This is a genomic window from Ruegeria sp. CDSA221 (assembly GCF_059611825.1).
Window position 1 is genome coordinate 15,957 of record NZ_JBXWPK010000013.1, and the last position, 19,588, is coordinate 35,544.

Annotated in this window: 15 protein-coding genes and 1 pseudogene; 3 read left to right on the top strand and 13 right to left on the bottom strand. The window is 56.3% G+C overall.

Annotated features, from left to right (window positions below; all coding sequences use genetic code 11):
- Nucleotides 1-4: 4 nt before the first annotated feature.
- Both AC2FJ5_RS16865 and AC2FJ5_RS16870 read right to left on the bottom strand, forming a co-directional pair.
- Nucleotides 5-3,802: a hypothetical protein gene (locus tag AC2FJ5_RS16865; RefSeq protein WP_496794101.1), complete on the bottom strand. Its 3,798-nt coding sequence runs from the start codon at nt 3,800-3,802 to the stop codon at nt 5-7.
- A gap of 550 nt (nt 3,803-4,352) precedes the next feature.
- A complete protein-coding gene (locus AC2FJ5_RS16870) occupies nt 4,353-5,243 on the bottom strand; it encodes an AraC family transcriptional regulator (RefSeq protein WP_496789077.1) in 891 nt (296 codons plus the stop codon).
- Between the two features lie 158 nt (nt 5,244-5,401).
- Here AC2FJ5_RS16870 and AC2FJ5_RS16875 point away from each other — a divergent pair, with 158 nt between their 5' ends.
- A complete protein-coding gene (locus tag AC2FJ5_RS16875; RefSeq protein WP_496703431.1) occupies nt 5,402-6,214 on the top strand; it encodes an SDR family oxidoreductase in 813 nt (270 codons plus the stop codon).
- 36 nt (nt 6,215-6,250) lie between these two features.
- Entirely contained in the window at nt 6,251-7,093 is an 843-nt protein-coding gene (locus AC2FJ5_RS16880; protein WP_496794103.1) for an SDR family NAD(P)-dependent oxidoreductase, read from the top strand.
- A 271-nt stretch (nt 7,094-7,364) separates the two neighbouring features.
- On the opposite strand, the gene AC2FJ5_RS16885 is transcribed toward AC2FJ5_RS16880, so the two are convergent.
- From AC2FJ5_RS16885 to AC2FJ5_RS16935, 11 genes and pseudogenes are all read right to left on the bottom strand, one after another.
- Nucleotides 7,365-8,198, bottom strand: a complete 834-nt coding sequence (locus tag AC2FJ5_RS16885) for a class I SAM-dependent methyltransferase (protein ID WP_496691949.1) — start codon at nt 8,196-8,198, stop codon at nt 7,365-7,367.
- A 205-nt stretch (nt 8,199-8,403) separates the two neighbouring features.
- Nucleotides 8,404-10,041: a hypothetical protein gene (locus tag AC2FJ5_RS16890; RefSeq protein ID WP_496794104.1), complete on the bottom strand. Its 1,638-nt coding sequence runs from the start codon at nt 10,039-10,041 to the stop codon at nt 8,404-8,406.
- Between the two features lie 301 nt (nt 10,042-10,342).
- Complete coding sequence (locus tag AC2FJ5_RS16895; RefSeq protein ID WP_496703435.1) at nt 10,343-11,065, bottom strand: IS5 family transposase; 723 nt, start codon at nt 11,063-11,065, stop codon at nt 10,343-10,345.
- Between the two features lie 280 nt (nt 11,066-11,345).
- Complete coding sequence (locus AC2FJ5_RS16900) at nt 11,346-12,500, bottom strand: glycine cleavage T C-terminal barrel domain-containing protein (RefSeq protein ID WP_496703437.1); 1,155 nt, start codon at nt 12,498-12,500, stop codon at nt 11,346-11,348.
- Between the two features lie 29 nt (nt 12,501-12,529).
- A pseudogene (locus AC2FJ5_RS16905) lies at nt 12,530-14,139 on the bottom strand (AMP-binding protein).
- On the bottom strand, nt 14,136-14,936 hold the full coding sequence (locus AC2FJ5_RS16910; protein WP_496794106.1) for an enoyl-CoA hydratase: 801 nt from the start codon (nt 14,934-14,936) through the stop codon (nt 14,136-14,138). Before AC2FJ5_RS16910 ends, AC2FJ5_RS16905 begins: the two are co-directional and overlap by 4 nt.
- Nucleotides 14,937-14,943: 7 nt before the next feature.
- Complete coding sequence (locus AC2FJ5_RS16915) at nt 14,944-15,807, bottom strand: MBL fold metallo-hydrolase (protein WP_496794107.1); 864 nt, start codon at nt 15,805-15,807, stop codon at nt 14,944-14,946.
- A 63-nt stretch (nt 15,808-15,870) separates the two neighbouring features.
- On the bottom strand, nt 15,871-16,233 hold the full coding sequence (locus tag AC2FJ5_RS16920) for a rhodanese-like domain-containing protein (protein WP_496794108.1): 363 nt from the start codon (nt 16,231-16,233) through the stop codon (nt 15,871-15,873).
- Nucleotides 16,234-16,354: 121 nt separating this feature from the next.
- Nucleotides 16,355-16,819, bottom strand: a complete 465-nt coding sequence (locus AC2FJ5_RS16925) for a CoA-binding protein (protein WP_142640390.1) — start codon at nt 16,817-16,819, stop codon at nt 16,355-16,357.
- Entirely contained in the window at nt 16,820-17,188 is a 369-nt protein-coding gene (locus tag AC2FJ5_RS16930) for a 2Fe-2S iron-sulfur cluster-binding protein (protein WP_142640391.1), read from the bottom strand. It lies immediately after the preceding gene.
- The gene (locus AC2FJ5_RS16935; RefSeq protein ID WP_281996139.1) at nt 17,185-18,540 is read right to left on the bottom strand and encodes a selenium-binding family protein; all 1,356 of its coding nucleotides are present in this window, start codon (nt 18,538-18,540) and stop codon (nt 17,185-17,187) included. Before AC2FJ5_RS16935 ends, AC2FJ5_RS16930 begins: the two co-directional genes overlap by 4 nt.
- A 72-nt stretch (nt 18,541-18,612) precedes the next feature.
- Between AC2FJ5_RS16935 and AC2FJ5_RS16940 the strand changes: the two genes are divergently transcribed.
- Nucleotides 18,613-19,374: an IclR family transcriptional regulator gene (locus AC2FJ5_RS16940; protein ID WP_496794110.1), complete on the top strand. Its 762-nt coding sequence runs from the start codon at nt 18,613-18,615 to the stop codon at nt 19,372-19,374.
- The last annotated feature ends 214 nt before the right edge of the window (nt 19,375-19,588 follow it).

The window sequence follows — 19,588 nt, forward strand, 5'->3', positions numbered from 1 at the left end:
CTATCTAGCGCTCACCTGTAGAAAACTTGACAGTTACCGGGTTTGCGCCTTTAACGCGCAGCTCCGCCACATGCTCACCTGGCTTGGGTACATCGATCCAAGCATCCAGATCTTTGGCGACCTTCTTGCCGTCCAGATACCATTCAACAGATTTTACTTCGGTGCGGCCAGTGAATGTACCCCAGAGATGCAGCGGTCGGTCCAGGCGCACCACTTGCCCCTCAGAGGGGTGAATAATGGCGAGTTCGGGTGGCGCTGGTGGCAGTTTAACTTGCTTGGTGTCTGCCGTTGCGGTGAAGTAACCGTCATGAGCAAGGACCCTAATCCAAACCTTGTCGACTGGAATGGTGTTGGGGTCGATCTCAACGCTGTTACCTCTCGCACCAACCCTGAGCCCGTTCCAGCGTTCACCATCAGAAGACCATTGCAGCCAAATATCGGGATCGTAACCACGCTTGGCACCGGTCGTTTTCCAGGAAACCTTTAGACCAGACTTGCCAATGCTGGCTTCAGCCGAAGCCAATTTAACCAGCCGTGCCGGTCGCTTGCGCTCCCATATGACTGCGTCCCCCTGGCAGATGCGGATAGCAATTCCAGAGCCGACATCGCCCATTGCCGCAATGAAACTATACGGCGGTTTAGGCGGATCCTTTTTATCGCCTCCGCCGCAACCGCAGCCATCGCCATTGGCGTCGTGATTATCCATTGTGAACACCGGCGCAGATGAGATCACCTCGTCCTTGTCCCCGATCAACTGCAAAACTAGATCGGTACGGGCGCCAGACATACGCAAGGGCCGGGTTGGAACCCGTACGAGGCTTGCGACCGAGACCTGCATGTCTTTGCCGACTTCACCCACGATCGTCACGAAAGGACGCATCTGGTCTTGCCTGTCGACTTCCATGGCGCCTGCCCCCTCCGAGCTGCCGCCAGACACGCCCGTTGCCAGCGCCACCGGGTCAAATTCGGCGCGGTTCAGCATATAGTTATGCGTAAAGATCGAGACCCACCGCGGGCCGCAATAACCCATCAGATCCTCACTGTTGGCTGGCCGGTGTATTGTCCCGTCATTTGTGTCGAGGCCGTATTCGCCGATGCTCGCATCCGAATAGACAGTGTTGCCGTTGCTGTCGGTCGTTGTCATGCCGGTATCGTAAGGCTCGTAAAGCGGGTAGCTCGCGTTTGGCGTGCCGACCGTGCCACATGGGGCATGTGGTAAACCCGCCTGATGGCCCAACTCATGCGCCAACGTGACCGGGCTACCGGACAAGCCAGCGCCGTTGCCGCCGCTGGCGCATCCTGTGTTGCCATGCGAGCGCGGGATCGCCGCATTGACCAATCCATAGTAAAGCCAATCGCCCTGATTACCGTCATTCGTGCGCGCGTTAGCCACGAAATTCAGGATCGGCGTCCAGTTGGGATCGCACCCCCCCGCTGGGAAATTGTTGTTTGTCAGACCTTGTGTTGTTGTCTGACTGTCGATGATCCGCACGTTGGGCGTACTGCCTACCGGGAAAACCCGAAGGGCAAAGCTGGTATCAGCGGCAACTTGCGCTGCGTTGGGGGCAGGCAAGGTAATATTGGCGCCGCCGCCCATCGGTGGACCGTTATAGCCAATTGTGACGGCTGCAACGCGCAACTCTTGCTCAAGGTCGACATCAACAAGCTGTTGGGCCGTGCCGCTGCCTCCATAGCAATCGTCTGGCGACGAGACAGTGATAGAGAGGCGCAAGAGCCCGGTCATCACGTTGGCAGGGATAATGAAGTTCAGCGTCGCATCAATGTCGCGTCTCTCTGCGTCGTAGCTCGAGAAACTGTCCTGCGCTGTCACCGGGGCATTGGTCGGAACGATATTGGCCACTGTGGACCAGATCCCACCAACCCGGCGTTCCACTTGAAGTGTGCCACTGACATTGCCGAGCTGCCCATTATCGAAATTCGGATCCTGTCCACTGCGCAGATATGTCCGCACCCAGGCCGATTTATTGGCAACAAGTTGAAGGGAGTTGTCCGGGCCGCGGTCAGCTGGATCAGTCAGATGCTGGTTGGCTCGGAAATACTGAATCGCCTGCGTTACCTCGACCCCGTCGATGGATAGATCCGGCGGGTTCTGGAAAACGAGGTCTAAGCCCTGACTTACTGTAGGAGGTTTACATTTGCCGGTCACGACGATTTCGACCCGCACTCGGGTCGTTTGGTCGAAGTCAGTCTGATCGAAGTCCCAGCGTCCCAGATCGGGGGCCGGCGAAATCTGTGCAATGGCAGCGCCGGTGTCTGTATTGACGATGCGCACAGTAACTGAGTCAGCGGCGCAGACCTTCCAGCGGATTTTCAGAACCTCGCCGGGTAACAGGCAGTCGTCGTTTTGATGCCCTTTGACGATAAACTTGAGAATGTCAGCGCTTGTGCCTTCGAACTCAGCCAACATCGTGCCGCTTTTTCGATAGTCCAGGAAACGATCGCAGACGCTGATCGTTTGGGTCGGAGGAATGATCGCCAAACCACATCCTGCACTGGACGGGACGATCACGCAGATGCGTTCGTCTGACCACGAGGTCGGCATAGCGATCGGACCGGGGTTCATCGTGCCATGCTGGGTGAATTGCACTTGCCCCGCAATATCGCCAAACCCGCACCCGCAGATCGCAACCGTGTCACCGGGGCAGGCACGCTCTGGGTTGATCTTGGTCACGGTGTAGCATTCGATACTGCACCAGTTTCTATATGCATCCGTGATGCAATCCAGGATGGGCTGGCGGACACAAGTTTCACAGCAAGGCACTTGTCCGCAAGGGGTTTGACCGGTGCAGATGCACATCACATATTCGAGCAGATCCTTAAAATGACGCCCTGCGTGCGGCTTCTTGCAAATCAGGTTGACAGCTGCTTCATGAAGCGCGGTCAACACCTGGAACCGGCAACGTTGTTCAAGCAGCGCGCCGACGTATTTGATCATTGTTGGTCTGTGACCACAGGATACATGCATGGCCGCAAAGACCATCAAGCTCATGTCTTTGTCAGCGATCAGAGACTTACCGGTCGGGCAGACATGGTCGGAACAGCACACCGGGTTGGGTTTGGATTTGATGGGCCTACAGCTGTCATCATTGCAGTCGTCGGAAAAAATGTCCTGCAAGATACCGCCTGCATCATCCCCGGATGCGCCGCCACAGCCGCAGCCTGTTGGCGACGTGGCACAAAGAGCATTGAGGACATCCACATAGCGCCCCTTGGCAGCGACGTCTCCGTTCAGAACACTCCAGGCATCACTAAGCGAGTTGTCAAAAATCGCAAGCGTCGGGCGGATGCACTCAAAGAAGTGAGTGCGCTTGCGCAGCAACCGATCAGCATCCGCAAGCTCAAGCGCTTCCTCAATGTCATCGAGAACGCTTTCTGGCAAAAACGGCTTATCCGGTGCAGCCCAGCTTAACGAGCGCCTCAGGTGACACGCCAGCTTCTTTGCCGGGATGGCGACGTCGATTTTAATATCGTCGGTGCAGGAACAATCCTCAATCTTGAGCCGGGCTTTATGGATGCGCACGCCATCGCGGTCGCGCAGCTTTATCCGCAATTCCATCGGACCTGCACATCGACAGTCTTCGGGTATTTTCGACGAATCCACTATGAGCACAAATCGGCCATCGGCGGCCGTCAGGACGCATCCAAGATCGATCTTACAGCCGTCTCGCTTGCGCCAGCCATCCCCAAATACCGCCTGAATCTTGACCAATATACCATGTACGGGCTGACCGTTCTCCTGTTGGGTGACACGACCGAAAACAGATTGAATAAGACTGGACATAGCTAAAGTAAGCCTCCGTTTTAAAAATGAACTTCTGTCAATTTCTCTTGGGAATTGCGCCAAATAGGACGCTTTACACCAATCTCGACCAAGTGTGATTTGCAAATTTGGAATAGTGTTAATGCTGTTTAAATATGCGTTTATTTTACGCCAAAATACCCAAAATGTCAATCAGGTGCCACCTAGGGCGTCGCCGCTCGGAGGCATTAACAGCAATGAACACCGCACTCCTTCCGCACGGTGCCAAGTGCAAAATGCCGCACAGCTCTGACGTGAAGAGCAGGTTATTGTGCAATTTTACCGCGCACGCAGCCGCAAGCACTGAGCGGCCCATAAGAGACATTCGGCACCCTGCTGGGATTCTGCGGTCGCAGCCCGCATCCCGGTCATTCGCTGCAAGTGCAAACTTTGGCGCTGCTCGAACTCACACATTGCGGGACGCAGCCGACTTTCGCTGCGAATGCGCCTACGGCTGCTTTCGGAAATTGGCCGGGCTGAAAGGCTCTTGTCCGTAATAGAGCTGTGACGTTTGAATTTGTTACTTTTTGCCTTATTGGACGGCCATAGAAACTCGATCGTGTCTTGGGGAGCATCCGAATTTGCGTGCATATTCCCGCGAAAACTGGGCCGAGCTTTCGTATCCGACGCCATAGGCAATCTCGGACACTTTCGACCCGGTTGTGCGCAGCTCGTTGCGGGCCTGCATCAACCGCAGGTCCTTTTGGTATTGCAAGGGAGACGTTCCAGTGACCGCCTTGAACTGCTCAAAAAAGGCCGAGTTGCTCATACCAACACGCCCGGCAAGCTCGGGAACACACAGTGACCGACCCAGATCAGAGCGGATTTCGTGTGTCGCTGCAAAGATTTTGCTGGCCACGTTTTCATGCCACACCAGTTTCTGAAGCGTGCCGCCATGCTTGCCAATCAACAGGCGGGCATGGATTTCCCGCGCTGTTATGGGGGCGAGCATGCACCGTGTCTCATCGGTTTCGCACTGTTGGAAATAGCGCAACAGCGCGTCCTGTAACGCATCATCCGTATCTGCGAGGCAAATCGAAAACGGGTCCGATACACGGGCACCAGATGACGGTGGCAGCGACGACGCCAAGGCGCGCATCACATCCAAATCCAAAGGGAATACGAGTGCGACATAGGGATGCTCGGGCGTTGCGTTGGTAACCTGCGAGACCACGGGCAAGGCATTGCTGACGATCAGTGATTGCCCAGCCCCAACTGTCAGGATTCTCGTGCTGGTGCCAACCTGCTTTGCGCCCTGCAGCACCGCACACAAAAGAGGACGGTAGACATTGGCCTCTTGTTGGGTTGGCGTCGGATGGGTCAGGAACACCGTCCCGCTTTCTTCATGCTGAAGAACGCCCTGGCCGATCCCTTTCTGGTCAAGCAGTGTCGAAACGTAGTCCAACAAATCCTGGGGTTCCATGTCCGCCTCCCTTGGTTTGTCCTCCTTTAGCATGGGCGCAGCCTTATTTCTTAAAAAAACTCCGTTTCTGGAGAAATGTGCTAATTTTTTGGAGAATAGAAAAAGATTCCCACAGAATTCTTGAGTATTATGCGCAAAGGCATCAGGGGATCAAAGATATGAAGACCATTCTAATTACCGGCGCGTCGTCCGGTATCGGCGCGGCAACGGCCCGGTATTTTCAGGCCAAGGGATGGAACGTCGTTGCCACGATGCGGACCCCTACCGGCGGCTCGGATCTTGCCAATTTGGAGAACGTCCACCTGGCGCGGCTGGACGTGACGGATGCCGACTCAATCGCGACGGCCGTGGCAGGGGGCATCGAACGCTTTGGACAGATCGACGTTTTGCTGAACAATGCAGGCTATGGGGCCTATGGCGCGCTCGAAGCCTTTACGATGGACCGCATCCGACGCCAGTTCGACACCAACGTGATCGGCTTGATGGAGGTGACCAAAGCGGTGCTTCCCCACTTTCGTCAAAACCGTTCCGGCACGGTGATCAATATCTCGTCTATCGGTGGGCAGATCACCTTCCCGCTGGGCGCGCTTTATCACGGTACCAAGTTTGCGGTGGAAGGTCTGTCCGAAGCCCTGCACTACGAGTTGGAACCGTTGGGCATACGGGTGCGTATTGTTCAGCCTGGCATGATCCAAACGAATTTCGGCGGCAGCTCGTTCGATTTTGCGATGGATGAAAATCTGTCAGACTACGTGCCGATGGCCGAAGCTATGGGGCGCCTGTTCGGCAAACTCGCATCGAACCCTTCTGCGCCAGAGACGGTTGCCGAGATGATTTGGGACGCGGCCAACGACACCGGCGACCGTTTGCGGTATCGCGCAGGACCTGATGCCGAGGCTTTGCTGGATGCCCGCAAACAACAAGACGATGCGGCGTTTATCGGGGGCATTAAACAAAAGATGGCGCCCTGAAACACGACGTGACCCGTCATCAAGAGAGGGAACAACATGTACCAAAAAGCAATCGATAAAGGCGGCCTGGCTGTTGTCACCGGGGCGGCAAGCGGCGTGGGCTTCGCTGCGGCCAAACGGTTCTTGCAGGCGGGTCTGGGTGTTGTGCTGGTCGATCTTCCGGGAGAGGCGCTGGACAAAGCCGAGCCGGATTTGATCGAACTGGCGGATACGTCCCAGACGGTTCGGGCGATACCCGCGGACGTGACCAACGCCGCAGCCATGACGGATCTCGCCGATCAGGTCTTTGAACTCGGAGAAGTGGCTGTCTTGATGAATAATGCCGGGATTGCGTTGCCGACCGGCAGTTGGGAAAACAGCGAGAACTGGCGGAAACTGATAGAGGTCAATCTGTTTGGCGTCATGAACGGAGTGCACGCCTTGCTGCCGCGGATGATCGCCACAGCGCGCCCTGCCGTGGTCATCAACACAGGCTCGAAACAGGGGATCACCACGCCGCCCGGAAACGCCGCCTATAACACCAGCAAGGCCGCTGTGAAGGTCATGACCGAGATGCTGGCCCACGAGCTGCGCGAGGCGGGTGCCGAGATCAGCGCCCATTTGTTTGTGCCCGGCTTTACCTACACGGGCATGATCCAGAAGTTCATGCCCGAAAAGCCCGCGGCGGCATGGTCAAGCGACGAGGCGATCGACTATCTGCTGCAGCGCATGTCGAACGGAGATTTCTATATTCTCTGCCCCGACAACGATGTCTCAGAAGCCCGCGACAGGAAACGCGTCGAATGGGCCTTGGGTGATATTATCCATAACCGGCCCGCGCTGTCGCGCTGGCATCCTGGCTATGCGGATGCCTTTGCCGCCCACGAGGTCTCGGAATAGCCGCTCCATAAGTGCGGCCGTAAATGGAGCCAACAAAACTGCTATCCAAATCACAAGGCTTACACCTCGTCGAAATACCTAGCGGACATTCGTACGAAGCGCGGCAACTGAGACTTCGGGCTCTCCTTAAACCTATGCCGCGACTTGCACCGAGGGCCGCTCTGGTACGAAACGACTTTTGCGGCACGCGTGTGAACAGACAAAACGCGGGACAATCCGGACACTTGGATGAATGGCGACGACGCGCATTTCAGCACATCGTTCCGATCGGCTAGGCAACGACCGCCGAGGTCACGACAGACGGAATTGGCACGTCCCATTCAGGACCCGTACCGTGCTTTGCCAGAACTTTGGCCACAACCGCCGCTCGGATTGCGGCCGAATTCGTTGTAGGTTGAGGGCGCAAAAGGGCGCCACCTCGGGCCGTTCCTTCAAGAAAGAAATCGAACGGTGCGCCCGGATCACTAACCTGCCATTTCGACGCGACGAAGGTTTGATGGCAATCTGAAAAACCGGCCTTGGCGAGTACGGGAAAGGCGATAGTCGGATCGGCATAATCATTTGCCCCGGGACCCGGTGGCAAGGCAATCTCTGGCGACCCGTGTTCCTCAATGGCGCCAAAAACATACCCCAGTGCAGTGTCAACTTCGGGCCCGCACCACACCGAATACGCCAGCCGACCGCCGTCGCGCAAAATACGGCGAACTTCTGCCAACACTTTCGGGGGGTCCGGCATATGCGGCATCCCAAAGCCAATTGTTACAGCGTCAAACGTATTGTCTTCAAAGCTCAAGGCCATCGCATCGCCTTCAACGAACTGAGCCTGTGGCACCGCCAGCCGCGCCATCTCAAGCATGGCGGGTGAGAAATCAAGGCCCGTTACGCGAGCACCTGTGTTGAAAAGGCCTGCGGATACATTGCCATGTCCGCAGCACAAATCGAGCACACGAGTGTCCGGTCCAGCACAAACCGCAGCGACCAGGTGTGGGACAACCATGTCCGCCGCCTTGGCAAACACCTCGGCATAGGATTGTGCCACATCGCACTTGGCCCATTCGCGCCTTTCGAGGGCGGCAAATGTGTCCTGTTCCTGATTGTCAGGCATCCAACATCTCCTCAGTCGCCACGTTTCGGAGGACCGCCGAAAGGGGCAAATTGTCAAGTTCGCCAAATGAAATGGGCATTCGCCGTCATTTGCGGGTAGGTTGCTTTGGGTGCAAAGCAGTCGATTGATGCGGTATCAAAACCCCATTTTTTGGTTCGCTTCGTGAATTGTACAGCGTGTGGGACTAAATTAACTTCCATCGCATCTATTCTGCAGCAGCGCTTCTGCAATAACACGATGCTCGGATGGGGACCTCTGCCCTAGCCAGCGCTTGATCAAGCAACTCCGCGACGTGGCGCCGCTCAACCTCTTCTCCGCGGGCCTCAAGGCACTCGTGCAGCCCGTGGAGCGACCAGACGTTGCGCGGGTGTTGAACCGGGCGTGGCAGGGTATCATCTAGACCCAGATCTGCGCGGTAGATCGGCTCGGCCTCGGCGAACCGGCCCTGATCCATCAGCAGGGCAGCCAACGCATGCCGCGGTGGTTGCATCCAGCCCCAGGGTTCATCGTAGACCAGCCCGTCAGACGCAGCGATGGCCGCCTCCAGAAGTAGAAGGCCGTTCTCAACCTCGCCTGATTTGTATAGCAACTCACCTTCGGCCATAGCCGCCGCAATTTTCAAGACGTCGCGGGCTTCGTTGTTGAACATGAAGCGATCCTCGCCGACCTTATCCTGTGCAGCACGGAATTCCGCAAATGCCGCGCGGGCCTCGTCGATGCGCCCCAGGTTGGCCAGAGCGACGGTGCGCCCGTAAAGGGTCAGCGCGGTAGTGAAGCAAAAGAGCGCCTGATCTTCAGGAAGCGTCTCATCCAACAGCGCCTGCCACATGCCGAACCGCACCAACACGTGAATACGCATACCCCAGAAGGCTTCAAACAATACGGGAAGGTACGCGACCGTTTCGCGCGGCAGGACTTCCTGCAGCCGCGTTGCAGCGGCAAGCGCCTGCGACTTTCGCCCCATGAACATCGCGCCGTAGGCCTCAAAGTGGATGTTATGCAAACGGTAGACAGTATAGAAATTCTGGGCTCCCGCGTAGGCTTCATATGCTTCGTCAACTTCCGCGGCCCGGTGATTTCGCCAAATGACATTCTGGTAGTCACCACACAGCACGTCGATGTGCGTCCCCATATGCACCAGATGCCCGGAATCCGGCACAAGATCCAGCAGGCGATCCCCATGCGACAGGGCCAGCTCGGGCCAGGGCGACATCTCCATTAGGTGGATATAGAGGTGCAACAACCCCGGATGGTCCCAAGCACCAGCGTTGTTTGAGAATGCGGTTTCGAGAACGTTTCGCGCCTCTTCTGTCGACGCGCCGTCTGAAGGTTGATTTTTCTCAATGTCCCAAAGCCCCCAGGGGGTGCGATTCATGAGCGCCTCAGCAAACACTGTCGCCACCTCAAGGTCGTTCGGGTGGGCCGCGTAGATCGGGCGCATCGCATCAGCGAATGCGTCGTTCCACGGACCGAAATCCTCGACTTCCGGGTCGGTCGGATACCGCGCCGTGAGCGCCTCGATCATCGCCGCGGCGACTGTGTTGATGCCTGCTTGCGCCTTGGCCGTCGACAGGGCTTCGTGCGCTTCTTTCAGGACCGAGATCCGCTCCTCAAGCTCGAAAAAATCCCACTCTTTGTTGTAGTTTGGACCAATCGCAAAGGCCAACCCCCAATAGGCCCACGCACAGGCGCGATCCGCTGCAATCGCCTTGCGAAAACAATCCGCCGCCTCTTCGTGGTTGAAGCCAAAGGTCCAGTTCAGACCGCGGTCGAACCACGTTTGCGCTTCATTTGATGCGGATGCGCTGGGCCGTGAATAGGTCCCAAGGTCGAAATAGCTCATGCGTCCCCCCCCAAGCATTTGAAAATGAACATCTTATTCAAAACCGTCAAATTTCGAACGATCGCGTTCGACGTCCTTCTGAACGGTCTAGCGGCGTGCAGGCCACTTCATCTCCAATCAATGGAGATGAGCAGAGATTACATTTCTCGGTCCCATTTTCCAACACCCAGCCGGAATTGACATGCGCGAAGTTGGCTTTTGATGACCCAAAATGGTGATTTCGAGTGATCGGCCCAGAAAACCCAATTCTCCGATATAGGCGTAGATAGATAAAGGCCGCTTTGGACTCTCTGCTGACGACTCATAGCCAATAGATGACGAGAGCTGCGAGGGCGATTGCTGAGAGGAAGACCTTCGGGCACCTGTCGTAACGGGTTGCCACACGGCGCCAATCCTTGAGCCTGCCAAACATGACCTCGATCCGGTTGCGGCGTTTGTATCGGCGCTTGTCGTACTTCACCGTTGTCTTGCGCTGCTTCCGACCGGGGATACAAGCGCGTATCCCTTTGTCTTGCAACGCTTTTCGGTGCCAATCGGCATCGTACCCGCGATCTCCGAGTAGCCAATCGACATTCGGTATGCCGCTGAACAGAGCCCGAGCACCGATGTAGTCGCTGACCTGTCCTGCGGTTATGAACAGGTTCAGCGGGCGTCCCTGACTGTCGCAGATGGCGTGCAGTTTGGTGTTCAAGCCGCCCTTGGTTCGGCCAATCAGGCGTCCACGCCCCCCTTTTTGACGCCCATGCTGGTCGCTGTCCGATGAGCCTTCAGATAGGTCGCGTCGATCATTACAGTCTTCTGTTCGCCGTGCTCGGCGGCCAGACCGGCCATCATTCGCGCGAAGATGCCCTTGTCGCTCCACCGTTTCCATCGATTGTACAGCGTCTTGTGCGGTCCATAGGCGGCAGGGGCATCCCACCACCGCAAACCTCCGATTGATGAAGATAATCCCGCTCAACACACGCCTGTCATCGACGCGCGGCTTGCCGTGGGGCTTCGGGAAAAACGGCTCCAGACGCGCCATTTGCGCATCCGTAAGTCAGAAGAGATCAGACATGTTCACCGCTCGTTTTTGAACCGTGAATCACGCCGCAAAACGGAAATCAATGGGTCCAGACCCTAACAATCAACTTGGACCAGTCAGATGAGGCTGTTCAATGTCTGCTTCCAATTCGGCAATACGAAACCGTCGTTTTCTATGATCGTAGTTAGGGAACTCACTTATGCTCCGTATTTTTTAACGCGGATTACATCGAGGGGAAACGCTTCGCTGCACAGGCGACCAAACCTATGCAGCGGCCCATTCAGCTCGCTGAGGCAAGTGATTTCTTGGGATCGTAAAACGGGATCGGCACGACAGTGCACATACGCATTTCGCTCAACTTATCTACCTGTAGGACCCCGCCTGATGCTGCGTAGTCGATGCTGATCATCGCAAGTGCGATGTTCTTTTCCAGTCTTGGGGAATAGATCGCAGACGTGACCGCGCCGACCTGCACGCCACCCTTGATAATGGGCCAAAAGAAATCATTGGATCCGATAAAAGGATCACCGTCAATTTCCAGACCGACTAGCTGTTGCGACACGCCCTGTTCCTTGATCTTGGTTAAGGCCGCCTTGCTGACAAAATCAGCCTCCGTGTCCAGATCGACAAGACGCCCCATACCCAGCTCATAGGGGTTGTTCGCAAGGTTCATATCCGCGTGATACGACAACATGCCCGCCTCGATCCGGCGAATGCTCGATGTATGGCCGGGCTTGAGACCCAAAGGAGTGCCAACGACCATCAGATGTTCCCAAAGCCGGTCACCTTGTGATCCGTCGCGCAGGAAAATCTCGTAACCAAGCTCGCTTGACCATCCGGTGCGTGAAATAATCAAAGGCACGCCGTCCCAGTCAAATTCCATGAACCGGTAGTATTTGAGCTCGGTCGGGGCATCGCCAAAGGCTGCGCGCAGAACGTCGCGGGATTTGGGGCCTTGCAGCTGCAACGGTGACACGTCGGGTTCGGAAATCTCCACATCCATGCCGGAATTCACCGCAATACCGCGCGCCCAGAGCAGGACGTCACTGTCCGCAATAGACAGCCAAAAATGATCCTCGGCCAGTTTCAGAAGAATCGGATCGTTGATGATCCCGCCGCTCTGGTCGGTAATCAGTACGTATTTACATTGTCCGACCTCACATTTCGAAAGATCACGGCAGCTGAGGAATTGGGTGAATTTTGCCGCGTCCGGTCCTTTGATCTCGACCTGACGCTCGACAAAGACGTCACACAGGATCGCCTCATTGACCAGATTCCAGAAATTCTGCCTCGGATCGCCAAAATCGCGGGGGATGTACATGTGGTTGTAGACGGAAAATCCTTTGGCCCCCCAACGCAAGGCTGCGTCGGAGTAAGGGGATTTTCGGACCTGTGTTCCAAAGCTGAATTGGGCAAAGCTAAGTTCATGGGACATGACGTGTATCCAGTTAATTGTGTGGGAGTTCAGCTATTTGCGCGGACCAAATCTCGGAGTTCGTTTTTGCGGATTTTTCCGGTACTGGTCTTGGGCAGCTCACCAAAGATCACCTTCTTTGGCCGCTGGTATCCCGCAAGACGGGCTTTGGCGTGCGCCAGAAGCTCATCCTCGGTGGCCTCGCCGGAAAGCTCCACAAAGGCACAAGGCACTTCGCCCCATTTCTCATTCGGCATCGCCACGACGGCACAGAGGCTGACCGCAGGATGCGAATAAAGCGCCTTTTCCACCTCGATGGACGAAATGTTTTCGCCGCCCGAGATGATGATGTCCTTGGACCGGTCGCGGATCTCGATATAGCCATCGGGATGCTGCACGGCGATGTCACCCGACCAGAACCAGCCATCCTTGAAGGCTTTGGCGGTTTCCTCGGGCGCTTTCAGATAGCCCTTCATGACGATGTTGCCGCGAAAAACAATTTCGCCCAGCGTTTCACCATCCCATGGCACGGGCGCACATGTGTCGGGGTTCAGGACCAGCACGTCTTCCTGCAATTCATACGCGACGCCTTGACGGGCTTTCGGGCTTGCCTGTTCTTCCGCTGGCAGTGCTGCCCAATCGGGTTTTTCCGCGCAAACCACCGCGGGGCCATAGACCTCAGTCAGGCCATAGACATGGGTGATCGAGATGCCCATCGCCTCCATTCCTGCAATCACACTGGCCGGAGGTGGGGCGGCGGCGGTCATCATATTGATGTATTGCGGGAAGTCGCGTTTTCCTCTGCGCCCGAGATCATCGACATGATGATCGGCGCTCCGCAAAGATGGGTGACGCCATGATCGGCGAAGGCGTTATAAATCGCGTCGGCCCTTGGCGCACGTAGGAACACATGCGTCCCGGCCAGCATGGTGATTGTTCAGGGAAAGCACCAGCCATTGCAGTGGAACAGCGGCAGCGTCCACAGGTAAACCGGATGATGCCGCATTTCCCATGTGACGACATTGTTGACCGCGTTGGTCCAGGCGCCACGATGGGAATAGACAACACCCTTGGGCCGTCCTGTGGTGCCTGACGTATAGCTCAGAGCAAGTGCGTCCCACTCATCCTCCGGCAAGGAATAGGCAAAATCCGGGTCGCCTTCCGCCAGCAGCGCATCATAGGTCAACGTGCCGATTTTCTCGCCGCCCGGGCCTTCACTATCCTCGATATCGATGACCAACAGGTCACGGCCCGATTGGGCGACGGCCTCAGTGGCCAGATCGGAAAATTCGGTATCGACCAACAAAACCCTGGCGTCGCCGTGATCCAGAATATAAGCGATCGTGCCCGCGTCCAGCCGCGTGTTGTTCGCGTTCAGAACCGCGCCCAGCATGGGCACAGCCAGCGCGCATTCCAGCGCCTCGGGGATATTCGGCGCAATCAGGGCGACGGTATCGCCCTTGCCGATATCGCGTTTGGCCAGGGCAGAGGCCAGCCGTTTGCAACGTTCCGCGACCTCGCCCCAGTTGCGCCGGATGTGGCCATGGATTTGCGCCGGAAGCTCTGGATGCACGCGCTCGACGCGTTTGAGGATCGAAACCGGTGACAGGGCGGTGTGGTTCGCTGCATTACGGGCAAGCTCCGGGCCCTCGTAGATCATTCCCCGGTCCATTCAGGCTTCGGTTCTTTGCGGGTGAAGGCCCCGATACCGGCCTCGGCATCTTTGGCCATCATGTTTTCCGCCATCGTGCGACCGGCAAAGGCGTAGGCCTCTTCCAGCGGCATTTCGAGCTGTTCGTAATAGGCACGCTTGCCGATCTTGACGGCGGACGGCGATTTGTAGGCAATGATCCTAGCCATTTCTGTGGATGCCGCTTCCAGTTCCGCCAAGGGCACCACGCGGTTGACCAACCCCATTTCGGCGACGCGGGCTGCGGGCAGGAATTCCCCCAAAAGCAACATTTCCATCGCCAGCTTGCGCGGCACATTGCGCGAAAGCGCGACCATCGGGGTTGAGCAGAATAGCCCGATATTCACGCCCGATGTTGCGAAAGTTGCGTTGTCGGCGGCCACCGCCAGATCACAGGACGCAACAAGCTGACACCCCGCCGCTGTGGCAATCCCTTTGACCTCGGCGATTACAGGTTGCGGCAAGCGCACCACCCGAAGCATCATCGCCGAACACGTCGCAAACAGGTCTTGGAAATACTGAAATCCACCGTCGGCATCCGCCCGGCGCGCCGACATTTCTTTGAGGTTATGACCCGCGCAAAAGTGATTGCCGCCGGTACGCAAGATCACTGCTTTGACACTGCGATCTTCTGCGATTTCGTCAAATGTGTCAGACAGAGCGCGTAGCATCGCCTCTGACAACGCATTAATCGACATGGGCGCGTTCAGAGTCAGAACGGTAACGCCATCGATGTCAGCCCGCAGGATCAAATCATCGTTTTGCATTTCGCCCTCATAGGTCATTGAGTGGAACTTTCAGCATAGGTGCGCCGCTTTCGTCGCACGGGATTTCGCCGGCCCGCATGTTCACTTGCAGGGACGGAATGATCAGTTTGGGCATCGCCAGTTGCGCGTCACGCTCTGTTCGGAACTTGATGAAATCTTCGCGCGATTTGCCAGCACCCACATGGATGTTGTCGGCACGTTGCTGGCCAATTGTGGTCTCCCACGCGATGGCGCGCCCACCGGGGCCATAGTCGTGGCAGATGAACGGGCGCATCTCGCCCGGCAGGCTCAGCACGGTTTGGATAGAATCGTAAAGCTGCCCTGCATCACCACCCGGAAAGTCTGCGCGGGCTGAGCCGCCGTCAGGCATAAAGAGCGTGTCACCGGCAAAGGCGGCGTCGCCAATCACATGCACCATGCAGGCTGGTGTGTGGCCCGGCGTGGCAATCACAAAGGCTGTCATTTCGCCAATGGTGTAGGTATCACCATCCTCGAATAAAGCATCAAACTGCGACCCGTCGCGTTGAAATTCCGTGCCTTCGTTGAAGATTTTGCCGAAGGTGTCCTGAATTTCGATGATGCCTGCACCAACGCCCATTTTGCCACCCAGCCTATCCTGAATATAGGGTGCAGCAGACAGGTGATCGGCATGGACATGGGTTTCAATGATCCATTCTACCGACAAGCCTTGTGACTGGATGGCGTCGATCAAGCGATCGGCACTGTCGTAAGTGATCCGCCCGGCGGCGTAATCCATATCCAGAACGCTGTCGATTATTGCACAGGCGTTAGATGCGGGGTCTTTCACGACATAAGAAATCGTGTTGCTGGCAGGATCAAAGAACCCTTCGACTTTAGGCTTTGCTGCCATATTGAGATTTGGGAAATTTGTTGAAGGTTCCATGATTTATTCCAGCGCGCCCGCGGCCTTTTTTCAGGCACCAACGCCTCCGGTCAGGTTCACAACGGGCGATAGTCCCATATCCATGGCCACCACCGCCGCCATGGCAGAACGCCCACCCGATGAGCAATAGAACACGTAAGTCTTATCTTGACTGAACTCCGGCTTATGCGCAGGACTTTCCGGGTCGATGTGGAATTCCATCATGCCGCGCGACGATGCGACAGCACCCTCAATGACGCCGGTTTTGGCCTGTTCCGTACCATCGCACAGATCGACAAAAACGTGATCGAGCGTGCCTACCAAGGCCAATGCCTCTTCGGCACTGATCGCAGGCACCGCTTTCGTAGCCACCTTTGCGATGTCTTTCGCGCTTTTGGTGATCGTCTGAGCCATGTTTGGTTTCATTTTCGATTGGTTTTGAGCCAGTCCAATAGTGCGTCGAGCGGCCAATTTATGGCACCGCTACAGCCGTATGCGCAGGCAGAGGCCACATGAGTTTCTGTGCCGCTCTCAGTCAAATTGCGAGATCAAGACGGGGCTTCCAGAACGGGCGGAACAGCTCGATCTTGGGGCAGCGGTTCATCACCACCTTCAGCCCCGCTTCTTCGGCAAGCGCGGCCGCGCGGTCATCATAAACGCCGATTTGGCCCCAAAGCACCTTGGCGCCGATTGCAATGGCTTTCTCGGTGATCGCGTAAAGTTCCTCTTTCGGGCGGAAGACCTCGACCATATCCACGGGCCGGTCGATCTCTTCCAGCGAATGAACGACAGGTATGCCGCGAATTTCGATCAGCTTTGGGTTTGGATTGACAGGGATCATGTCATAGCCCGTTTCGTGCAGCACACGCAGCACGCCATAGCTGAACTTGGTCTTGTCGCCACTGGCCCCCACCATCGCAATGGTTTTGACCGAACGCAGGATGTCCGCCAGATATTCGGGCGCGTAATCATACAGGTGATCGATGTCAGCTTCGGGCATTTAAGCCTCCTTAGGGGTCGCGATATCCGCCTTCAGCTCATGCGGCTCCAGCGGATCAAGGAAGGGGTTGCGATAAAGTTTGTCGTGGCTTTCGACGCCGATTTCCAATATGCAATCGCTCACCGCGCGGGCCACACACAGCAGAACATAGCCATTGTTGATCTGGCGATTGTTCAACGCCACTTGCCTGCGCTGATCCACTTCGCCAGCGGTCAGTTTGGCCGCACAGGTGATGCAGCCGCCGTATTTGCAGCCATAGGGCAGATCGACTCCCTGTTCGCGTAAAGCGTCCAGCAACGGACGGCGGGCGTCGACCTGATAGGTCGCATCATCGCGGTTGGCGATTGTGATTGTGCGGGTTTCGCTCACAGCCAGATGTCGCTTGTACAATCGCCACCGGGATAGCGGGTTTCATGGCAGCGGCTTGGTCCGTTTGGCTCTTTGCCAAAATCAACAACGAAATCTTCGTTGATTTTCATACCGCCGTTTTCGACATCACAGTCGATCATCAGCATGACACCGCCCTGGGTGCGAATTTCCGGATAGAACTGGTTGTCCCAGGTCGAGAACAGCGAGGTCGTGACATAAAGCCGTTTGCCATCAAGCGAGAGCTGATACATTTGCGGCCCGCCTGCCACTTTGACGCCATTGACCTCGGGCGCTTTGCCCAAAAGCCCGCCCATCCAAACCTGCCCGGTCAAAACAGGATTATGCGGGTCAGAGATGTCGTACTGGCGCATATCTCCGTGCAACCAGTTATTGAGGTAAAGGTATTTGTCGTCCATCGATACAAGGATGGCCGACATCACACCGGGCACGGGAATAGGCCATTCGGGATGCGGTTCATTCTCCACATCAATGATCTTTTCCCATTCCCATTTCCCAGCTTCGGACTTCCAGAAATGGATGACATTGGCGCTAAGCGCGGCACCGCAGAACCCATGTGTACTGTCAGGATCATGCAGAAACTTTACCTCCAGCGGGATCAGGCCGTCTTCGCCGAGATACATCGTCTCGACCGGCACCTTTTTCTCAAAATCCCAGATGTGCAGGCGGCGACCGTATTTCAGGTGGCCCACTTCTTCCAAATCAAACCCTGGCATGAATGTGTTGGGTGCGGCCCATTCGGAACTGACCATCACGTTATGGCGCGGCTGGTACCAGAAGTCATAACCAAACGGGATATCGCCCATTGAGTTTTCCCAACGACCAACGATCTCGAATTCTTTGTTGAGGTGCAGATAACCACCGGGCGCTTCGCCCTGTGCGTCACCTAAGAAGGAAATGATGATCTCAGAGCCCAAACAATGCACGGTGTGTGGGCCGCTCAGATTGGTTTTTGACTTGATCTCGGCCCCGTCAATCACCTTATGAAGGCGCGGAGCAAACGGGTCCGTCGCGGTGTCGATCACATGGATATTGTTGGACCGCACGCCTGGCACCAGCAGGTATTTACGGCTCATGCCCGCGTCGTCGTGGCAGGAAGAACAGGCATTCCAGCCCATGTGATGCAATTCATCCCCGATGCCGGGCATCTCTAAGCGATGGATGACTTGTGAATAGGTCGGGCTTTCCGGGTCGGCGTCCACGGTGGCTAGGTAGTCCGGCTTTTGAATGCCGGTGCCGGTGTAGATGGCAATTGTGTACAAGAGTTTTTCACGCGGCGCTTTGATCGCCTCGGCAGGGCTTGCATACCCCGGGCCACAACATGCTCCGTCCAACTTCACATTCCTCCCTTGCGATCATTTGAAGATTCTCGTAAATCGATAAAAAGATTCTCGCAAGGTAAAAATATGCACCTGGAACGCCTGACATTCATCCTCGAAGTTGTTGGACAAAAGGGCGAGGCTACAGTGGCCGAGATTTGCGCTCATTCTGACCTGCCTAAGCCGTCTGCCTACCGGTTGGTGCAGGACCTCGTCGGTGTGGGTCTACTGGAACCTGTCACCCGTGGTACATTCACAATCGGCTCCCGCCTGAAGCGGATCACGAAAAGTGACCACTCTGACCGTGCACTGCTAGAGGTGATTACGCCTGCGCTAAAGCAAGCCGCTAAACAATATGGCACCGCATTTTTCCTGTCCCGTCTGCGCGGAAAATCCGTGGAAATTATTCACGTTGAAACACCTGACACTGGGGTCTCCTATCTCCATCCCGGTTTGGGGAAACGACCCTTGCATGCCTGTTCCTGCTCTAAGGCCGTTGCTGCATTCTCACCCGACTTGTTTTTGACCAGCGAAATGGAAGGCCAGCTGCGCGCCTACACCGAATTCACCCTGACAAACGTGCAGGACTTGGAAGCCGAGTTTGACACCATTCGCAAGCGCGGCTTCGCAGAGTGCGTGGAAGAGATTGAGCGCGGCATGTGTTCGGTGGCAGCTCCCCTTGCGCCAAGCGGGCCAGGTTCCACGATGTCCATCGGTGCAACCGGATCGGTACGGGTCTTTACGCCAGCGTTCCGCGAAAAACTTGGTCCCCAGATCTCCCTTATTGCGCGTGAAATGTCTGCAAATTTGGGTTGGGACGCGGCGCAGGACGCCAAAATATCAGGCTAACTTTTAGGTGGTCTTCGAATGTGGGCCTCTTCTAAATCTGATCTGAACTGACCTCCGCTCCACACAAACAAAAAAAGCAACGCCGGACGTTCGAACGTCTCGCAGCATCAGTCAGTAAGGGCTCAGAGCCGACCTCAGATGCGGCGCGGCATCTGCCAGTTTCGCAGAACTAGCATCGTGGCAGAACGGCCCATAAGAGACATTCTACAACCGA